General features: G+C 62.7%; 19 protein-coding genes. 10 read left to right on the forward strand and 9 right to left on the reverse strand.

The genetic code is table 11. The annotated features are described in order from the left end of the window. The first annotated feature begins 153 nt into the window (after nucleotides 1-153). Entirely contained in the window at nucleotides 154-1,059 is a 906-nt protein-coding gene (locus tag IVB05_RS25090) for an alpha/beta fold hydrolase (RefSeq protein WP_247778593.1), read from the forward strand. 132 nt (nucleotides 1,060-1,191) lie between these two features. Here the strand turns inward: IVB05_RS25090 and IVB05_RS25095 are convergent, their stop codons facing one another. Next, entirely contained in the window at nucleotides 1,192-1,548 is a 357-nt protein-coding gene (locus IVB05_RS25095) for a hypothetical protein (protein ID WP_247778594.1), read from the reverse strand. 184 nt (nucleotides 1,549-1,732) lie between these two features. Between IVB05_RS25095 and IVB05_RS25100 the strand changes: the two genes are divergently transcribed. Then, nucleotides 1,733-2,323, forward strand: a complete 591-nt coding sequence (locus IVB05_RS25100; protein ID WP_247778595.1) for a cysteine hydrolase — start codon at nucleotides 1,733-1,735, stop codon at nucleotides 2,321-2,323. An 81-nt stretch (nucleotides 2,324-2,404) separates the two neighbouring features. Beyond that, nucleotides 2,405-3,481: a flavodoxin family protein gene (locus tag IVB05_RS25105; RefSeq protein WP_247778596.1), complete on the forward strand. Its 1,077-nt coding sequence runs from the start codon at nucleotides 2,405-2,407 to the stop codon at nucleotides 3,479-3,481. 99 nt (nucleotides 3,482-3,580) lie between these two features. Here the strand turns inward: IVB05_RS25105 and IVB05_RS25110 are convergent, their stop codons facing one another. The 6 genes from IVB05_RS25110 to IVB05_RS25135 form a co-directional block, all read right to left on the reverse strand. Next, nucleotides 3,581-4,432 carry a 3-hydroxybutyryl-CoA dehydrogenase gene (locus IVB05_RS25110; protein WP_247778597.1) on the reverse strand — a complete coding sequence of 284 codons (852 nt, stop codon included), beginning with the start codon at nucleotides 4,430-4,432 and terminating at the stop codon, nucleotides 3,581-3,583. A 90-nt stretch (nucleotides 4,433-4,522) separates the two neighbouring features. After that, on the reverse strand, nucleotides 4,523-4,786 hold the full coding sequence (locus IVB05_RS25115) for a hypothetical protein (protein ID WP_247778598.1): 264 nt from the start codon (nucleotides 4,784-4,786) through the stop codon (nucleotides 4,523-4,525). 139 nt (nucleotides 4,787-4,925) lie between these two features. Beyond that, nucleotides 4,926-6,311 carry a glutathione-disulfide reductase gene (gene gor / locus IVB05_RS25120; RefSeq protein ID WP_247778599.1) on the reverse strand — a complete coding sequence of 462 codons (1,386 nt, stop codon included), beginning with the start codon at nucleotides 6,309-6,311 and terminating at the stop codon, nucleotides 4,926-4,928. A gap of 111 nt (nucleotides 6,312-6,422) precedes the next feature. Next, nucleotides 6,423-6,962 (reverse strand): DUF2059 domain-containing protein, encoded by a 540-nt coding sequence (locus tag IVB05_RS25125; protein WP_247778601.1) that lies wholly within the window; start codon nucleotides 6,960-6,962, stop codon nucleotides 6,423-6,425. Nucleotides 6,963-6,986: 24 nt separating this feature from the next. Further along, on the reverse strand, nucleotides 6,987-7,679 hold the full coding sequence (gene rpiA, locus IVB05_RS25130; RefSeq protein WP_247778602.1) for a ribose-5-phosphate isomerase RpiA: 693 nt from the start codon (nucleotides 7,677-7,679) through the stop codon (nucleotides 6,987-6,989). Between the two features lie 110 nt (nucleotides 7,680-7,789). Continuing rightward, a complete protein-coding gene (locus IVB05_RS25135) occupies nucleotides 7,790-8,842 on the reverse strand; it encodes an AraC family transcriptional regulator (protein ID WP_247778603.1) in 1,053 nt (350 codons plus the stop codon). 190 nt (nucleotides 8,843-9,032) lie between these two features. Between IVB05_RS25135 and IVB05_RS25140 the strand changes: the two genes are divergently transcribed. Both IVB05_RS25140 and IVB05_RS25145 read left to right on the forward strand, forming a co-directional pair. Next, nucleotides 9,033-9,455 carry a cupin domain-containing protein gene (locus IVB05_RS25140; protein ID WP_247778604.1) on the forward strand — a complete coding sequence of 141 codons (423 nt, stop codon included), beginning with the start codon at nucleotides 9,033-9,035 and terminating at the stop codon, nucleotides 9,453-9,455. 14 nt (nucleotides 9,456-9,469) lie between these two features. After that, nucleotides 9,470-9,991, forward strand: a complete 522-nt coding sequence (locus IVB05_RS25145) for a cupin domain-containing protein (RefSeq protein ID WP_247778605.1) — start codon at nucleotides 9,470-9,472, stop codon at nucleotides 9,989-9,991. Nucleotides 9,992-10,010: 19 nt separating this feature from the next. Here IVB05_RS25145 and IVB05_RS25150 read toward each other — a convergent pair whose 3' ends face one another. Next, nucleotides 10,011-10,841, reverse strand: coding sequence for an SDR family NAD(P)-dependent oxidoreductase (locus IVB05_RS25150; protein ID WP_247778606.1), 831 nt, complete (start codon nucleotides 10,839-10,841; stop codon nucleotides 10,011-10,013). 68 nt (nucleotides 10,842-10,909) lie between these two features. Here IVB05_RS25150 and IVB05_RS25155 point away from each other — a divergent pair, with 68 nt between their 5' ends. From IVB05_RS25155 to IVB05_RS25175, 5 genes are all read left to right on the forward strand, one after another. Continuing rightward, the gene (locus tag IVB05_RS25155) at nucleotides 10,910-11,596 is read left to right on the forward strand and encodes an HAD family hydrolase (protein WP_247778607.1); all 687 of its coding nucleotides are present in this window, start codon (nucleotides 10,910-10,912) and stop codon (nucleotides 11,594-11,596) included. Nucleotides 11,597-11,750: 154 nt separating this feature from the next. Then, complete coding sequence (locus IVB05_RS25160; RefSeq protein WP_247778608.1) at nucleotides 11,751-12,191, forward strand: hypothetical protein; 441 nt, start codon at nucleotides 11,751-11,753, stop codon at nucleotides 12,189-12,191. A gap of 125 nt (nucleotides 12,192-12,316) precedes the next feature. Continuing rightward, the gene (gene moaA, locus IVB05_RS25165; RefSeq protein WP_247778609.1) at nucleotides 12,317-13,345 is read left to right on the forward strand and encodes a GTP 3',8-cyclase MoaA; all 1,029 of its coding nucleotides are present in this window, start codon (nucleotides 12,317-12,319) and stop codon (nucleotides 13,343-13,345) included. A 379-nt stretch (nucleotides 13,346-13,724) separates the two neighbouring features. Further along, nucleotides 13,725-14,264: a TRAP transporter small permease subunit gene (locus tag IVB05_RS25170; protein ID WP_247778610.1), complete on the forward strand. Its 540-nt coding sequence runs from the start codon at nucleotides 13,725-13,727 to the stop codon at nucleotides 14,262-14,264. Continuing rightward, nucleotides 14,261-15,862, forward strand: a complete 1,602-nt coding sequence (locus IVB05_RS25175; protein WP_247778612.1) for a TRAP transporter large permease subunit — start codon at nucleotides 14,261-14,263, stop codon at nucleotides 15,860-15,862. Before IVB05_RS25170 ends, IVB05_RS25175 begins: the two co-directional genes overlap by 4 nt. A 200-nt stretch (nucleotides 15,863-16,062) precedes the next feature. Here the strand turns inward: IVB05_RS25175 and IVB05_RS25180 are convergent, their stop codons facing one another. After that, nucleotides 16,063-17,151, reverse strand: coding sequence for a TRAP transporter substrate-binding protein (locus IVB05_RS25180; protein WP_247778613.1), 1,089 nt, complete (start codon nucleotides 17,149-17,151; stop codon nucleotides 16,063-16,065). Nucleotides 17,152-17,159: the final 8 nt, after the last annotated feature.

Below are 17,159 nucleotides of genomic sequence, written 5' to 3' on the forward strand. Positions count from 1 at the left end.
AAAACCGCAACTTACAAGCGATTGTGAAGGCCGGGTTATACACATGCCTTTCGCCGACCGCCAGTTAGATTTCCGGTAGTGCTGACAAGCCCTTGCGGCAAAAGCCGATTTCGCTTTTGCTGTGGCCGCTCGCAAAGCTGGCAGGAGAACACGGTGGCCGAGCCGGGACTGGACGACGTATTTAGCGACGATATCACGGTGCCCGCGACGGATGGATATCCCCTTGCCGCGACGCTGTTTCTGCCCCGCGGGGCCAAGCGCCATGCCGTCCTGATCAATTCGGCGACTGCGGTTCCCCGCAAGCTCTACCGGGGCTTTGCCGGCTATCTCGCCAAACGCGGCTGCGCGGTTTTGACCTACGACTACCGCGGCACCGGCGATAGCAGGCAGCAGGCGCTGACTGGCTACAACCAGCCGAAATCGCTGGTCGGCTTCAAGGCCTCGATGTCGGACTGGGCTGCACAGGATATTACGGCGACGGTCGCCTGGATGCGCGAGCGCTACAAGGCGCTGCCCTTCGCCTATGTCGGACATTCGTTCGGCGGCCAGGCACTCGGCCTGTTGCCGAACAATTCGGAGATTTCGCGCGCGCTCTTCATTGCAGCCCAGGCCGGCTACTGGAAACTGATGACAGCGCCGGAGCGCTACCGCGTCTACGCCCTGCTGAATTTCGTGGGCCTCCCCCTCACCCGCACGCTCGGCTACATGCCGGGCAAGGCCGGCCTCGGCATGGACCTGCCGAAGGACGCGTTCCTGCAATGGGTCGGCTGGGTGATGAGCCCGCGTTATCTGTTCGACGACGCCAAACTCGACGCGCGGCAGAACTTCCCGAAATACCAGGGCGCGTTGCGGGCGCTCTGCATGTCCGACGATCCCTGGGCGACGCGGCCCGCGGTCGAATTGCTGTGCTCGGGATTTACCTCGATCAAGCCAGAGATCGTCACGGTGACGCCGGCGGATACCGGCGCGAGCAGGATCGGGCACATGGGATTCTTCAGGCCCGAACATCGCGACACGCTGTGGCGTGGGGCGGCGGAGTGGATTGAAGCGGGGGAATAGTTTTAGTCGCGCGCCGCTGGTTGTTGTCGTCATTGCGAGCGCAGCGAAGCAATCCATAGCGCCGCAAGTGGAGGGCGTGGATTGCTTCGCTGCGCTCGCAATGACGGTGGAAATAGTTGCGTCCGCTGCTCGCTACACCCGCCTGAACGCAATCGCGCGGGCAAGCGACCTCGCTCGCGTGCGAACCGCGCCGCCATCATTGCCGCTATGAACGATCCACTGGCCGTCAGGTGTTTGTCCCGTGATGATCCCGACGTGATGCGGCCAAACCACCACCACGCCGATTCCGGGACCGCCGGCATTCATGCCTTCGCTCGCCCAGGAGCGTGCGAGTGCAAGGCGACGATCCGGTTTGCCCAGATATTTGCTTAAGTAACTGCCGCACCAGCCGTGCGCCCGGTGACCGTGATGCCGGTGTTGAGGACGCGCATTCGCTTCGATGGAAAAGACGAACAGCAGAACAGAAGCGATCGCGAGAGGCTTCGACATGGGGTTACTCCGCTGGAGGGACAAGCGCGCCGCCAACAGCGATCGATCCGGATAGTTCCGGCATGACTGCCATTCGTTCGCCGCAGAATGAGTGCCAAAGCGAGCGTCAAGGCGGCCTTGAGGCGCCGTTGAAACCAGTTCTGGCTTACCGAATTAGCCCTTCCAGCAAGGTGAGAGGCCGTCCATGGAAGGCATTCGCGACGCGGCGCATCTATGCATCGATATGCAGAACATCTTCGCCAGAGGCGGCGTGTGGGAAACGCCATGGATGGAACGGGTATTGCCGGTCATCTCGGATCTCTGCGCGCGCTACAGGGAGCGGACGGTGTTCACGCGCTTCATCACGCCGCAGCAGCCGCAAGACCGGCGCGGTCAATGGCAGGCCTATTTCACCAGATGGCAGCGCGCGACGCGCAGCAATCTGGCACCCCGCGCCCTCGATATCGTGCCTGAGCTTGCGCGCTACTCGCCGCCGGCGCTCATCATCGACAAGCCCGCCTATTCCGCATTCTTCGGGTCACGGCTCGGTCATTTGCTGGTGGAGCGGCACGTCGGGACGGTGGTGGTGTCGGGCGCGGAGACCGACGTCTGCGTGCTCTCCACCGTGCTCGGCGCGGTCGATCTCGGTTTCCGCGTGGTGATCGTACAGGACGCCCTGTGCAGTTCCTCGGACACCGGTCACGATGCGCTGATGACCATGTACCGGACCAGGTTTCACGAACAGATCGATCTCGTCAGCGCCGAGGAGCTGTTCGAGATGTGGCATCCGGATTAGCCGCGCCGACGCGCGTCGGGAACTGCCGCGGCGCGCCCGACGTTGACCTCGTTGCAGTCGTCGCACGAGAGGACCAAACCCATGGCGGAGCCGGACGTTCGCAAGGGAATGCCGCCCGTCAAATTGCCGCGCGCGGAATTCGAGAAGCGCTATCGCAGCCGCTTCGTCGATCCGGCCTTCCAGCCGCTGCAGCGCGAACTCGACGCCATCGTCGCGGCTGCGTGGGATGCCTACAGCCATTCGCGAAAGGCGCCGCATACGCGTAAGGCGGGGCCGGGCTTTGCCGATCCGGAATACGAGATCTCGGTGGACTGGCTCGCGGCGCGCGAGGCCATTCTTGAAGCGCAGCGCCGCCACGACGATGCGGCCGGGCAGCCGCGCATGCTCATCATCAACGGCTCGGCGCGCAGCGAGCATACCTGCCCCGGCGAAATGTCGAAGAGCTGGCGGCTGGTGAAGATCGCCGAGCCGGTGCTTGCCGGAATGGGCTTCGCCGTCGACATCCTCGACCTGTCGCGCCTGACGTCGGAATATGGCCGGCAGATTCATCCCTGCAAATCCTGCGTCTCGACCGCGATGCCGCTCTGTCACTGGCCCTGCAGTTGCTATCCGAATTATTCGCTCGGCCAGACCGACGACTGGATGAACGCGATCTATCCGCTCTGGGTTTCGGCCCACGGCATCCTGATGGTGGCGCCGGTGAACTGGTATCACGCACCGACCGCGCTGAAGGCGATGATGGACCGGCTGGTCTGTGCCGACGGCGGCAATCCTGATCCGACGTCGACGCACGGCAAGCACGCCGACCAGGCCAAGGCGCTGGAATTGAAAGGCTGGCCCTACCCGCGGCACCTTGCCGGCCGGCATTTCGGGCTCGTCGTGCACGGCGACAGCGCGGGCGCCGAGACGCTGCGCCGCTCGCTTTCGGACTGGCTGACCGACATGGCGCTGATCTCGGCGGGACGCACCAGCGAGGCCGATGGCTATATCGGCTACATGGAGCCCTACGCCACCTCGCATCAGGCGCTCGACGAGGATCGCGAGTTTCAGGAAGAGACGATCAACGTCGCCCGCGCGCTCGGCAACGCGGTGAAGCTCGCGCGCGCGGGGAAATTCGAAAATCCGGCAGCGGGGCTTGTGGAGCCCAATCCGAAGTAGCTGCGTAGGATGGGTAGAGCGAAGCGAAACCCATCACCTCTCCGCGCAAGAAAATGATGGGTATCGCTTCGCTCTACCCATCCTACGCGCCGCTGCTCCCTACTTCCCGTAGCTGTAAAACCCCTGGCCGGTCTTGCGGCCGAGATGGCCGGCGGCGACCATTTCCTTCAACAGCGGCGCGGGGCGATATTTCGGATCGTTGAAGCCCTCATAGAAGACTTCCATCACCGACAGCATGGTATCGAGCCCGATCATGTCGGCCAGCGCCAGCGGGCCGATCGGGTGGTTGCAACCGAGCTTCATGCCGGCGTCGAGGTCTTCCGCCGTGGCGATGCCTTCCTGCAGCGCAAAGATCGCCTCGTTGATCATCGGGCAGAGGATGCGGTTGACCGCAAAGCCCGGGCTGTTCTTCGCCGTTATGGATACCTTGCCGATCCGTTTTGCAAAGGCTTCCGCCTTGGCGTGGGTATCGTCGGAGGTCTGCAAACCACGGATCAATTCCAACAGCGCCATCAGCGGCACCGGATTGAAGAAGTGCAGGCCGATGAAGCGGTCCGGGCGATCGGTCGCGGCGGCAAGTTTCGTGATCGAGATCGAGGACGTATTGGTGGCGAGCAGCGCCCGCGGCTGCAGTTTCGTGCAAAGATCCTTCAGGATCTTGACCTTCAAATCCTCGTTCTCGGTCGCCGCCTCGATGACGAGATCGCAGGTGGAAAACTTCGCGGTGTCCGTGCTCGTCGTGATCCGCGCCAGCGCGGCCTGCCGGTCGGCATCGGTCATCTTCTGCTTGTTGACCAGCCGCTCCAGGCTGTTGGAGACAACCGACATGCCACGCGTGAGCGCGGCATCGGAGATGTCGGTCATGACGACGGGAAGACCGGCGGCGGCACATACCTGCGCAATGCCGTTACCCATCGTGCCCGCGCCTACGATACCGATTGATTCGATCATGGGGATAACTCCGTTATTGAATGCTTGCCTGCACCGATATCAGAGTGCGGCGGCAATCGGTAGTCCTTGGCACGCTCACTCGGGCCGCTCCTAGGACGCATCGGTGTCGCCGAAAACCTGATGGAGCACATGCCGGAGTTCAAACTGGTTGCAACCGCGAGAGGGAATGTTGCCGCGACCGTCGGGTGCCTCCAGCTCCCAGCCCTCCTCGAGGTCCGACCAATAAAGCAGCTTCTTGTCGAGAACCGCCACCGCAACGACGAATTCCTCAGGGGAGTCACTCACGCCGACTGTACGCGGACGGATCAGCGCGCTTTCGAGAGCCGCCCGATGCTGCGGATGAAGCGATGCCATGTCCGCGGCGAGCCGTCTCGTTACCAGAGAAATTTCGGGCTCGCGTGACACAGGACTACAACCTAGATCAATTTGTCAGCCGTCGCGTTTCACGGAAGGTGATGGGTATCGCTTCGCTCCACCCATCCTACGACCCCGCCTACTCCGCCGCTTGCCTCACATACCTTGCCGTCGGCGTCCGCATCGTCACCAATTCTTCCGCGGCGGTCGGATGCAGCGCAATGGTCGCGTCGAAGTCCGCCTTGGTCGCCTTCATCTTCACGGCGATCGCAACCGCCTGGACGATTTCGGCGGCGGTGTCGCCGACGATGTGACAGCCGAGCACGCGATCCGTCGTGCCGTCGACCACGAGCTTCATCAGCACGCGGGTGTCGCGGCCGGACATCGTCGCCTTGATCGGGCGGAAATCGGCCTTGTAGATGTCGACATGGCTAACTTGCGCGCGCGCCTGCGCCTCGGTCAGGCCTACGGTGCCGACCTCGGGCTGCGAGAACACCGCGGTCGGGATGGTGGCGTGGTCGACCTGGACGGGGCGCTTGCCGAACACGGTGTCGGCGAAGGCATGGCCCTCGCGGATCGCCACCGGCGTCAGATTGAGGCGATGGGTGACGTCGCCGATCGCATAGATATTGTCGACCGAAGTCTTCGACCACTCATCGACGGCGATGCCGCCATTCGCCGGGTTGATGGCGACGCCCGCGTTCTCGAGCCCGAGATTGGCGACGTTCGGATGCCGCCCGATTGCGAACATCACCTTGTCGGAGGCGATGCTCGAACCATCAGACAGATGCGTGGTGAATTCGTTGCCGTGCCTGTCCACCTTGTCGATGGTGCAGCCGGTGATGATCGTGATGCCCTGCTTCTCCATCTCGGCGCGCACGTGCTTGCGGACGTCCTCGTCGAAACCGCGCAAAATGTTGTCGCCGCGATAGATCACGGTCACGTCGGAGCCGAAGCCGGCAAAGATGCCGGCGAATTCCAGCGCGATATAGCCGCCGCCCTGGATCACGATGCGCTTCGGCAGTTCGGTGAGATGAAACGCCTCGTTCGAGGAGATGACGTGTTCGATGCCGGGGATTTCGCGGCCGTGGTTGGGTGCGCCGCCGGTCGCGATCAGGATGTACTTTGCGGTGACCTTTTCGCCGGTCATCAGGCGCAGCGTGTGGGCGTCTTCCAGCACCGCACGGGTCTTTGCGATGCGCGCGCCTGATTTCTCGACATTGGCGGCGTAGATGCCTTCGAGGCGGGCGATCTCCTTGTCCTTGTTGGCGACCAGCGTCGGCCAGTCGAAGGAAACGTCCGAGATAGTCCAGCCGAAGCCTTTTGCGTCCTCGATCTCGTGGCGGACGTGCGAGCCGAGCACGAACAGCTTTTTCGGCACGCAGCCGCGGATCACGCAGGTGCCGCCCATCCGGTATTCTTCGGCGACCATGACCTTGGCGCCATGGTTGGCTGCGATGCGGGCGGCGCGAACGCCGCCCGAACCACCGCCGATGACGAACAGATCGACGTCGAACTCAGCCATATCAACCCCGCCCGAAGTCGCTTCTGGTTTCTCTTTTTGTTTGACGCGCTTTCTTCACGCGAACCGGAAGTCCACCCTCGGATCAAGTCCGAGGGCAAGCTTCGCTAAAGATCAGATTTCCTTGCCGCGTTTCCTCATCTCGGCCCGGAACTGGCCGTTGATGGTCTCGGCAAAGGCCTGCGCCCACTGGTTCATGTAGGACATGCTGAACTGGATGGCGCGGGGCTCGGCCGCGAGCAGCTTCTGGCCGAGCGGCGACTTGTAGAAGGTGACGAGATCCTTCAGCTCCTGCTCGGTGAACTCGTTGGCGTAGACCTGCGCCATGCCGTCGCCGATTTCCTTCTCGCGGCCGGCGAGATTCTTGGCAACGATGATGGCGACCTCGTTGAGATCCTTCTGATAGTTCAGATTGCTCTGCAGCAGCACGTTCTTGGTCTGCTCGACGAGATTGGGAACGGCGTTGGCGTACATCGCCGCCGCGTTCTTCATCGTCAGGATTTCCTTGGCGGCGGCGAGCGCCGCCGGCGAGCCGGGCTTGAGTGTCGTGGTCGCGGCAGGCGCATTTTTCTGCTGCGCCTCGGCCGGAACGGCGGTCAGGGCCAGTCCGACTGCGAGGCCGGCCGCCGACAAAATCCGTGAAAGGCTCTTCATTCCAATTCTCCTCGATTACCGGCGTTACCGCCGCTCAACTACGCGAATTCCCTGGGCACCTGCCAGGACGGCGGTGCTGGCCAGGCCAATGAACAACCCGTGTTCGACGACACCCGGGATCAGGCTCAACAGGCCCGCCAGACGCGGCGCATCCGTGATGCGTTCCAGATGGGCATCGACAATCCAGTGGCCGCCATCGGTGACAAAAACGTGGCCGTCCTTGCCCTTGCGGAGCCCCATTTGCCCGGAAACGCCGCTTTGGGCAAATGCCATTGCCATCGCCCGCTGGGTTGCGGCCAGCCCGAACGGAATCACCTCTACAGGTAGGGGGAAACGGCCGAGAACATCGACCCATTTGGTATCGTCGGCAATCACGATCATGCGATCGGAGGCCGCCGCCACGATTTTCTCCCGCAACAGCGCGCCGCCGCCGCCCTTGATCAGGTTCAACGCGGGATCGAGCTCGTCGGCGCCGTCGACGGTGAGATCGAGCCGGTCGACTTCATCGAGCGTAGTCAGCGGAATTTTGCACGCTTCGGCCTGGGCGCGGGTCGCCTCCGAGGTGGGCACGCCCACCACTTTCATCCCACCCGCAACCTTCTCGCCGAGCAGGTCGACAAAATGCTTGGCGGTCGAGCCGGTGCCGAGCCCGAGCTTCATGCCGTCCTGCACATGCTCCAGCGCCTGTGCCGCCGCCTGCCGCTTAAGTCCGTCCATATCCACGTGCCGAATGCCTTCCGAAATCCGCCGATCCGCGGGCGCATGTCTAGCGTCGTTTTACCGGCAGGAACAGCGTCGACAGGCGCCCGGAGCGGCCAATTTTGGGGTTAACCGGCCTCACTGCCCCCGAAAGGCAGGTTTCGATCAGGACTTACCTTGCTGGCGCCAAGGACGGCCGCGCGCAGGGCGGACGGGGTCATTCCATAGTGACGACGAAAATCATGATTGAAGGTCGAAAGATCGCCGTAACCGGCCTCAAACGCCAGCGCGCCGATGGTGCGGCCGGCCAGGTTTGGATTGCTGAGGCTGCGATGGACCAGCGCCAGCCGCCGGGCACGGACAAAGCGGGACAATGATATGCCCTCACTCTCGAACAATTTGTGCACATAACGCGGTGTGACGCGATGGCGCCGAGCGAGGTCGGCGGCCGTTACCGGCCCGTACGTCAGATGCTGGGCGATATCGTCCTTCAGCATCCGCAACCGCGCTGCCCGCAATCCACGTCCGCCAGCGAATTCCGCCGCATCGCGCGACGCACCGATCGCGAGCGCACAGAGATCGTGAATATGCAGCGACACGGCTCGCGCCACTTCCGGAGACTGCACGGCGGATTGATCCTCGAGGACGCCGAGATAGCTGACCAGCAGCGGCAGCACGGCGGAATCCAGATGCGTCGGCTTGGCGACCGCGTCCTCCGCGCCCGGCGCCATCGCCATGATGATTTTGCGTGACACCGCGACGCTGACGAACTTCGACGCCCCGCCGAACGACATCGCGCTGACATCGGCGTTCGACGTCAGAACGCCCGCGCCCGCGTTCGCAATTACTTCCCTGCCGCATTGAGTCACGGAGGCTTCGCTGGCCTGCTGAATCGTGAGGACGAGGTCGTCGCAGCCATCGCTCAGAAGCTCGCGCGTGCGGTGCGTCTCGATGCCGTGCGTGAGCGTGGTCCACTGAATCCGGACATGGGCTTCCGACGCGTGGGGAGCTTCGCCGAACGACCATATCTGCATATCGGCATGACAGGCCTCGTCGAGCGCCCGGCAGTAGCGCCGCGAGGCTGAGCGGCAAAACACCTCATACCATGCCGGCAGACGCTGTGCCGGCGTCAGGTCTCGCGTCGAGAAACGAAAAGGCGGATTGATCGGAACGAAGCTCACGGCACCCTCATGACCTGACCGGCATCGCGCGTTCGTGGAAAATCGCCGCGCCTGTGCACTCGTTCCCAAATCTCCGTTCACTTCTGCCCAAGCCGGGCAAGGCCCACCTTTCCTATCCTCTCTCAACAGGCTGCGGTTCCGCCGGATGGAACCGCAGCGATCGGTCCAATGGAACACACGGAGAGACGCCATGAAAATGAGCGCACGCGCGCTGGCTGCGTTGATCGCCTCGGCTTCGGTGCCGGCCAACGCCGTAGCCGTCGAGCCGCCGCGCGAAACCGTGATTTCGTCACTGAAGCAGCCGATACCGAGCATTGCCGGAAAAAGCCTCGTCGCGTCGGTGGTCTATTACAGGCCGGGCGCGAAGTCGCCGCCGCACAGGCATCCGGCCGCCCATCTGATTTTCGCGCAGGTGCTGTCCGGCGCGATCCGCAGTCAGGTCAACGACGAACCGCCCAAGGTCTACCCCGCGGGAGCAAGCTGGTTCGAACTGCCCGGCGCGCACCACGTGATCAGCGAAAATGCGAGCAGCTCCGAATCCGCACAATTGCTCGTCGTCTTCGTGGTCGACGCGGATAATCGCGAGCTGATTGCACCCGATCCGAAACAATGAGTGGGAGATATGCGATGCAAAATCACGGCACGCAGGAAAGGCTGATTGCCCATCTGGTGAACTGGCAAGGCCTCGAACACTTTGAGGCCCTCGGACCGGTCCTGGAATTCCTGACAGGAACGCAGATTTCACCGTGCATCATACGAGGCACCATTCCACCCGGCGTATTTGTCCCGCTCCACAGCCATGCCGACCCGGAAACGTTCGTGCACATTTCGGGAGAGTTCGAAGGTCTTTCGGAAACGGATGGCCATTTCGAATGGATACGGATTCGGCCGGGCGATGTATTTCATGTGCCGCCAAACGCGCGACACGCCTTCCGCAATCGCTTCTCCGAATCCGCCATTTCCATCATCGTCACGACGCCGAAGCTGGGCAGCCTGCTGCGAGCGATCAGCCTGCCGGCCGGCAATACCGGCGCGATAACGCCCGAAAGAGTCCGTCAGGCGCTGACGACCGCGGAAAGCTTCGGCTACTGGAATGCAACTCCCGAGGAAAATGCGCGGGTCGGCCTGAATCTGCTCGCCGCCCCATGAGCGCGTTGACGGGAGCTCGCTATTGCACCTTGTCCATCGCGGCCAAAATGGCTGCAAATCGCGGCTCGACCTCGGCCCGCATGCCGGGATGGGTGAAAACATAGAGTTCATTCTCCCGGACTGCCTCAAGCACGCGCGCGGCGACGGTAGTGGGATCGAGCCCCGCCTCGATCTGTCTCGCGATCTCAGCCACCATGGCTGCCGCCGGAGTGGCGGGATCGAGCGGCTGCGACTGGCCGTAGCGCTCGGGCCGATTTCGCCCGCTCTCGCCGATGCGCGTGCGCACAAAGTGTGGACACAACACGCTTACGCCGATCCAGTGCGGCTCGAGCTGCAGGGCAAGGCCTTCCGACATGCTGACGACCGCAAACTTGCTCGCCGCATAGGGGCTGAATCCCAATCCCGTCTGCATTCCCGCCATCGATGCGGTGTTGACGATATGACCGCCCTCGCCATGCGCGCGGATGTGCGGCAGGAAGCTTTTGATGCCGTGAAGCACGCCCATCAGATTGACGTCGATGACCCATCGCCAATTATCCAGCGAGATGTGGTCGATACCGCCGCTGGCAGCCACCCCCGCATTGTTGCACACGACATGGACACGGCCGAACGCATCGAACGTGGCCTGCGCCGCGCGCTCGACGCTTTCCGCGTCGGTCACATCGCAGATGGTGCCGCTGATGTCGGGGGAGATTTCCCGCAGGCTTTTGACGGCGGCCTGCAGGGCATCCGTCTCGATATCGGCCAGCATCACCTTCATGCCGGCCTGCGCAAACGCCCGGCCGAGCGCAAGTCCGATCCCTGCAGCCCCGCCGGTCACAAAAGCGGTCTTGCCGGCGAGGTCTCGCATGGTCGTATCTCCCGAGATTTGAAGTTCCCTACTTGCATGATGCCGCGCCTGCCGCTAGCGAATTCCGGATGAGCCTTCCCCGCACCGTTGTCTTCGACCTCGACGGCACTTTGGTCGACACCGCACCCGACCTGATTGCCGCGCTCAATTTCGCGCTCGACCGCGAGGGCGTGCCGCCCGTGCCCTTCAAATCGGCGCGCAACATGATCGGCGCCGGCGCCCGCAAGCTGATCGAGCGCGGGCTCGAGCTGGAAGGCCGCGCGATGAGCGTGGAAGACGTCAACCGCCTCATGCGCGATTTCATCGACTATTACGCCGCCCACATTGCGGATGCCTCGCGGCCGTTCGTGGGGCTGGAAGCCGCGCTCGATGAGCTTGCGGCGCAGGGCTGCCGCTTCGCGGTGTGCACCAACAAGCTGGAATGGCTGTCGAAGCGGCTGCTTGATCAACTGGGCCTGAGCGGACGATTTGCCGCCATCTGCGGCGCCGATACGTTCGGCGTCTCCAAGCCCGATCCCGTCATTTTGCAGCAGACGGTGGCACGGGCGGGCGGCGATATGGCTACGACCATCATGGTTGGCGACGCCGGTCCCGACGTTGGCGTGGCGAGGCGGGCCGGCGTTCCCGTGATCGGGGTCGAGTTCGGCTACACGGATGTGCCGATCGCCGAACTGAAGCCCGACCGGCTGATCGGCCATATGCGCGATTTGCCGGCGGCGGTGGAAAGCCTCAGCAAGGTTTCGTCCCGATCGTAACCGTATGATTTATCTAATGTATTTAAAACGCCAATGCTTGGCGTTAACCATTCTTTAACGAATTTTCCCGGACTGGTTGCAGCTCTGTTCGCGCACTCCTATGGTTCGCCATTGGGGATTGTGGCGGATTTGCCGCAAGTCAGAGTGATCGATCATGCGTGGTATCATCGCGATTGCCGTCGCCGGAGCGGGCCTCGCCGGCTGCTCGTCGCTTTCTCTTGATTCCTTCAAACCGGCGCCGCCGCTGGTAAAGGTGGCCCTGGAATCGGTGCCGCCGGGAGCGGATGCCACGACCTCGCTCGGACCGGCCTGCAAAACCCCCTGCTCGATCGACGTGCCCGCGCCAGACGCCGGCTTCTCCGTCACCTTCGCGAGCCCCAAGTTCCAGCCGGTCACGGTTCCGGTCCAGGTGATCCGCAATCCCGGCGATTTTGCCTCGCCGCCGACGACCATCATCGAGCCCAGCCCGGTGTTCGCGGAACTCAGGCCGACCGCGCCGCCGCCGAAGGCGCGCAAGCCGATGCGCCCCAAGAAGCCGAAGTCCAAAGCCGCCGCGGCGCCGAACCCAGCCTCCGCGCAGTCCGCGGCCCGCTAAGTCCCGGCTTCCCCTGCCGGACCTCGCAACTGCACCCGCAAGCTTGCTGATTGTAGGCGCCTTACAACGTGCCTACATTATGCTACCGAGCTAATACCTGAAGACCCCGGTACAAGGCAGCTTGAATGAGCGGATCTCCGTCACCCGATCAGTTGTTCCGACCGATGGTCGATCCGTTCGGCCGGACCATCCGGTATCTGCGCGTGTCGGTGACCGATCGCTGCGACCTGCGCTGCTTCTATTGCATGTCCGAGGACATGACGTTCCTGCCGAAGAAGGACCTGCTGACGCTGGAAGAACTCGACCGGCTGTGCTCGGCCTTCATCGCCAAGGGCGTGCGCAAGATCCGCCTCACCGGCGGCGAGCCGCTGGTCCGGCGCAACGTGATGTCACTGGTGCGCTCGCTGTCGCGGCATCTTTCAAGCGGCGCGCTCGATGAGCTGACGCTAACCACCAACGCTTCGCAACTGGCGCGCTTTGCCGGCGAATTGCGCGACTGCGGCGTCCGCCGCGTCAACGTCTCGCTCGACACGCTCGATGCGCAGAAGTTCCGCGCCATCACGCGCTGGGGCGATCTCGACAAGGTGTTGGACGGCATCGAGGCCGCGCGTGACGCAGGCCTTGCGGTCAAGATCAACGCGGTGGCGCTGAAGAACATGAACGAGGAGGAAATCCCTTCGCTGATGGAATGGGCGCACGGCAAGGGCATGGCGCTGACGCTGATCGAAGTCATGCCGATGGGCGACATCGGCGAAGGCCGCATCGATCAGTACGTGCCGCTGTCGTTGCTACGCGCGCGCCTCGCCCAGCACTACACGCTGACCGACCTCGACGACGATACCGGCGGCCCCGCCCGCTATGTCCGCGTTGCCGAGACCGGCGGCAAGCTCGGCTTCATCACGCCGATGACGCATAATTTCTGTGAGTCCTGTAACCGGGTACGGATCACCTGCACCGGCACGCTGCATACCTGCCTCGGCCACGAGGATGCCTCCGATTTGCGCAAGCCGTTGCGGGCTTCCTCCGACGACGACTTGCTGTCGGCCGCGATCGATCGCGCCATCGGGCTGAAGCCGAAGGGCCACGACTTCATCATCGACCGCCGGCATAACCGCCCGAGCGTCTCTCGCCACATGAGCGTAACCGGCGGCTGAGTTCGCCGATTAATTTATCATCCGCCCCAACGCGGATTTATCAGGCCAACCAATCAATTAATCCCCGCGTCAATTTGTCCATTTTCCGATTGACGCCGCCGCGGCGCGCTGAAATGGTGCGGCTGCTTCACGCCAGCACGGCCGGGACAGGCCGCTGCATCCCTTGGGTTGCAGTCAAGACGGCGGTAGCGCGAGACGGGGGAGGACTTATCGTTGCAATCGCATCTGCGAATGAGTTGCGGACTCGTGCGTTTTTCGCGCGAAAGCGAACCTGCGCGTTCGGTGCAGGACGGCAGCTCCAGGCGCCCGGCGCGAGATGGCAACGCAATATCAATGAAGACATCCGGCACGCGTCGATGACGCGTCCGAGGAGAGCGTAATGGGCCCATTGTTGGCACTGAGTAATTCAATCGATTGGCTCAATGAAAAACTAGGCGGCGTCTGCAACTGGCTCGTGCTCGCAGCCTGCGTGGTGAGCGCCGGCAACGCGATGATCCGCTACGCGTTCGGCTACAGTTCCAACAGCTGGCTCGAACTGCAGTGGTACATGTTCGCCATCTTCGTGATGTTCGGCGCCTCCTATACGTTCAAAAAGAACGAGCATGTTCGCGTTGAAATTCTCTATTTGATGCTGTCCGAGCGCGGCCAGCTCCGGCTCGACCTGATCGGCACGCTGTGCTTCCTGATCCCGTCCTGTCTGCTGCTCAGCTATCTGTCCTGGCCGTTCTTCATGCAGGCCTACGTCGTCGGCGAGACCTCGAGCAATGCCGGCGGCCTGCTGCGCTGGCCGATCAAACTCGTCGTTCCCGTGGGCTTCGTTTTCCTGGCGCTGCAAGGCGTCTCCGAGGTGATCAAGCGCATCGCTGCACTGAAGGGTTATGTCGTGATCGATGCGAAGTATGAGAGGCCGACCCAATGATCACGCTGGAAATGATGCCGCCGCTAATGTTCGGCGGCTTGATTCTGGCCATGCTGATCGGCTTCCCGGTGGCCTTCACGCTGGCCGCGCTCGGGCTGTCGTTCGGGTTCCTGTCGATCTATCTCGGCTACTTCGACATGAACTTCCTGCAGGCCATTCCGGGCCGCATTTTCGGCGGCGTGCTTTCCAACGAATTGCTGCTGGCGATTCCCTTCTTCACCTTCATGGGTTCTGTGCTCGAGCGCTGCGGTCTCGCCGAAGACATGCTGGATTCGATGGGCCAGTTGTTCGGCCCGATCCGCGGCGGCCTCGGCTATTCCGTCATCATCGTGGGCTTCATCCTCGGCGCAATCACCGGCACGGTGGCGGCGCAGGTCATCGCCATGGCGCTGATCTCGATGCCGGTGATGCTGCGCTACGGCTATAACGTGCGCTACATCACCGGCGTGCTCGCCGCATCCGGCACCATCACCCAGCTGGTGCCGCCCTCGCTGGTGCTGATCGTGATGGCCGACCAGCTCGGCAAATCGGTCGGCGACATGTATCTCGGCGCCTGGGGGCCGTCGCTCCTGCAGATCGCGCTGTTCGCCGGCTACACGTTCGTTCTGAGTATCTTCCTGCCCCATCACGTCCCGGCCGTGCCCAGGGACGCGCTGACGCTGCGGGGCTGGCCGCTCTGGCGCAAGTGCCTGATGGGCATCATTCCCTCCGCCGTGCTGATCTTCGTGGTGCTGGGCACCATGATGATGGGCCTGGCGACCCCGACGGAAGCCGGCGCGATGGGCGCGATCGGCGCCATCGTTCTCGCCGCGATCCACCACAAGGATCTGAGCAGCAAGGGGCATAAGATGCTCCTCGTCGGCATCGCCGCGACCGGTATCGCGGTGATCATCGGAATCCTCGTCGGCGAAGGCAAGTTGTTGAAGCTGACGTTCGCCGTGCTCTATCTCGCCGTCGTCTGGCTCTGTCTGGAAGCCGTCCGCATTCCGGACCTGCGCGACCTGATCAAGCAGGGCTACGAATCGACGATGCGCCTCTCCACCATGGTGGTGTTCATCCTGATCGGCTCGACCTGCTTCTCGGTGGTGTTCCTCGGCGTCTCCGGCGGCGTCTGGCTCGAGCATCATCTGACCTCGATCCCCGGCGGCGTCTGGGGCTTCCTGATCTTCATCAACCTCTTCATCTTCTTCCTGGCATTCTTCCTCGACTTCTTCGAGATCGCCTTCATCATCCTGCCGATGGTGGCGCCGATCGCGCAAAAGGTGCTGGCGCCCGTGGTGGGACCGGATGCGGCGCTGATCTGGTTCGGCGTCATGCTCTGCGTCAACATGCAGACATCGTTCCTGCACCCGCCGTTCGGCTTCGCGCTGTTCTATCTGCGTGGTGTCGCGCCGAAGGAAGTGAAGAGTTCCGACATCTATTGGGGGGCGCTACCCTGGATCGGCCTGCAAGCTATCATGGTGGCGATCGTAATCGCTTTCCCGGTCGTGGTAACCGCCCTGCTCGACAAGCCGCTCGACGTCGACCTCAGCAAGGTCAAGATCGAGGTGCCGCAGATCGAACTGCCACCGCTGGATTTCGGCGGGCCGAAACAGTAGCGGCGCGGCGCTCTTTTTCGTCATTCCCCGCGAAGGCGGGGAATCCAGTACGCCGCGGCTTCTCGGTTCTATCGCTAACGTCTCTGGAATACTGGATCGTCCGCCTTCGCGGACGATGACTAAGAGAAGAAAACCCCGGAGCTTTCGCTCCGGGGTTTTCGTTTGTCGAGACGCGATATCGCGCGATCAGCCCTGACCGATCAACCCTGCGGATTGCGCGCCATGAAGCTGTCGTAACCGAGCTCGGCGACCTGGAACCACTGGTATCCGTTGGCCGTGAACGAGTTCATCGATTCCAGCACTTTCTTGAAATTGGGATTGCTCGCCGACGTCTCGGCATACAATTCCTTGGTCGCCTTCAGGCATGCCTGCATGATCGGCGGCGAGAAGGCGTGCAGCTTGGTGCCGCCCGCGAGCAGTTTCTTCAGCGCCGGCGGATTGCCCTGATCGTACTTGGCCATCATCCAGCTATTGGCGGCCTGGCCCGCCTGCTCGAGCACGCTTTGATAGTATTTCGGCAGCGAATTCCATTTATCCAGGTTGACGAGCCCGAGCAGCATCGGTCCGCCTTCCCACCAGCCGGGATAGTAGTAGTGCGGCGCGACCTTGTTGAAGCCGAGCTTCTCGTCGTCATAGGGGCCGACCCATTCCGCTGCATCGATCGTGCCTTTTTCGAGCGCGGGATAGATGTCGCCGCCGGCAAGCTGCTGCGGCACGACGCCGAGTTTCTGCATCACGCGACCCGCAAAGCCGCCGATGCGCATCTTCAATCCGTTGAGATCGTCGACGGTGTTGATTTCCTTTCGGAACCAGCCGCCCATCTGGCAGCCGGTGTTGCCAGCCAGAAACGAGGTGACGTTGTAGCTCTTGTAGAACTGGTTGAGCAGGTCCCTGCCGCCGCCGAGCATGTACCAGGCCTGGTTGAGGCGCTGGTTGGGGCCGAACGGCACCGCCGTGCCGAAGGCAAAGGTCGGGTCCTTGCCGAAATAATAGTAGGACGCCGTGTGGCCCATCTCGACGGTGCCGTTCTGCACGGCATCGAGCACCTGCAGGCCGGGAACGATTTCGCCTGCGGCGAAGGCCTGGACCTGGAATTTGTTGTCGGTGGCTTCGCCAACGAGTTTGGCCATCAGTTCGACGCCGCCCCACAGGGTGTCGAGCGATTTCGGCCAGCTCGCCGTCAGGCGCCATTTGAGCTCCGGCATCGATTGCGCGATGGCGGGAGCCGCCAGCGTTGCGGCGCCGGCCGCGCCAATACCAGTGACCTTAAGAAAATCTCTTCTTTTCATTGAATCCA

The sequence above is a fragment of the Bradyrhizobium sp. 170 genome, from assembly GCF_023101085.1.
Taxonomy (GTDB): Bacteria; Pseudomonadota; Alphaproteobacteria; order Rhizobiales; family Xanthobacteraceae; genus Bradyrhizobium.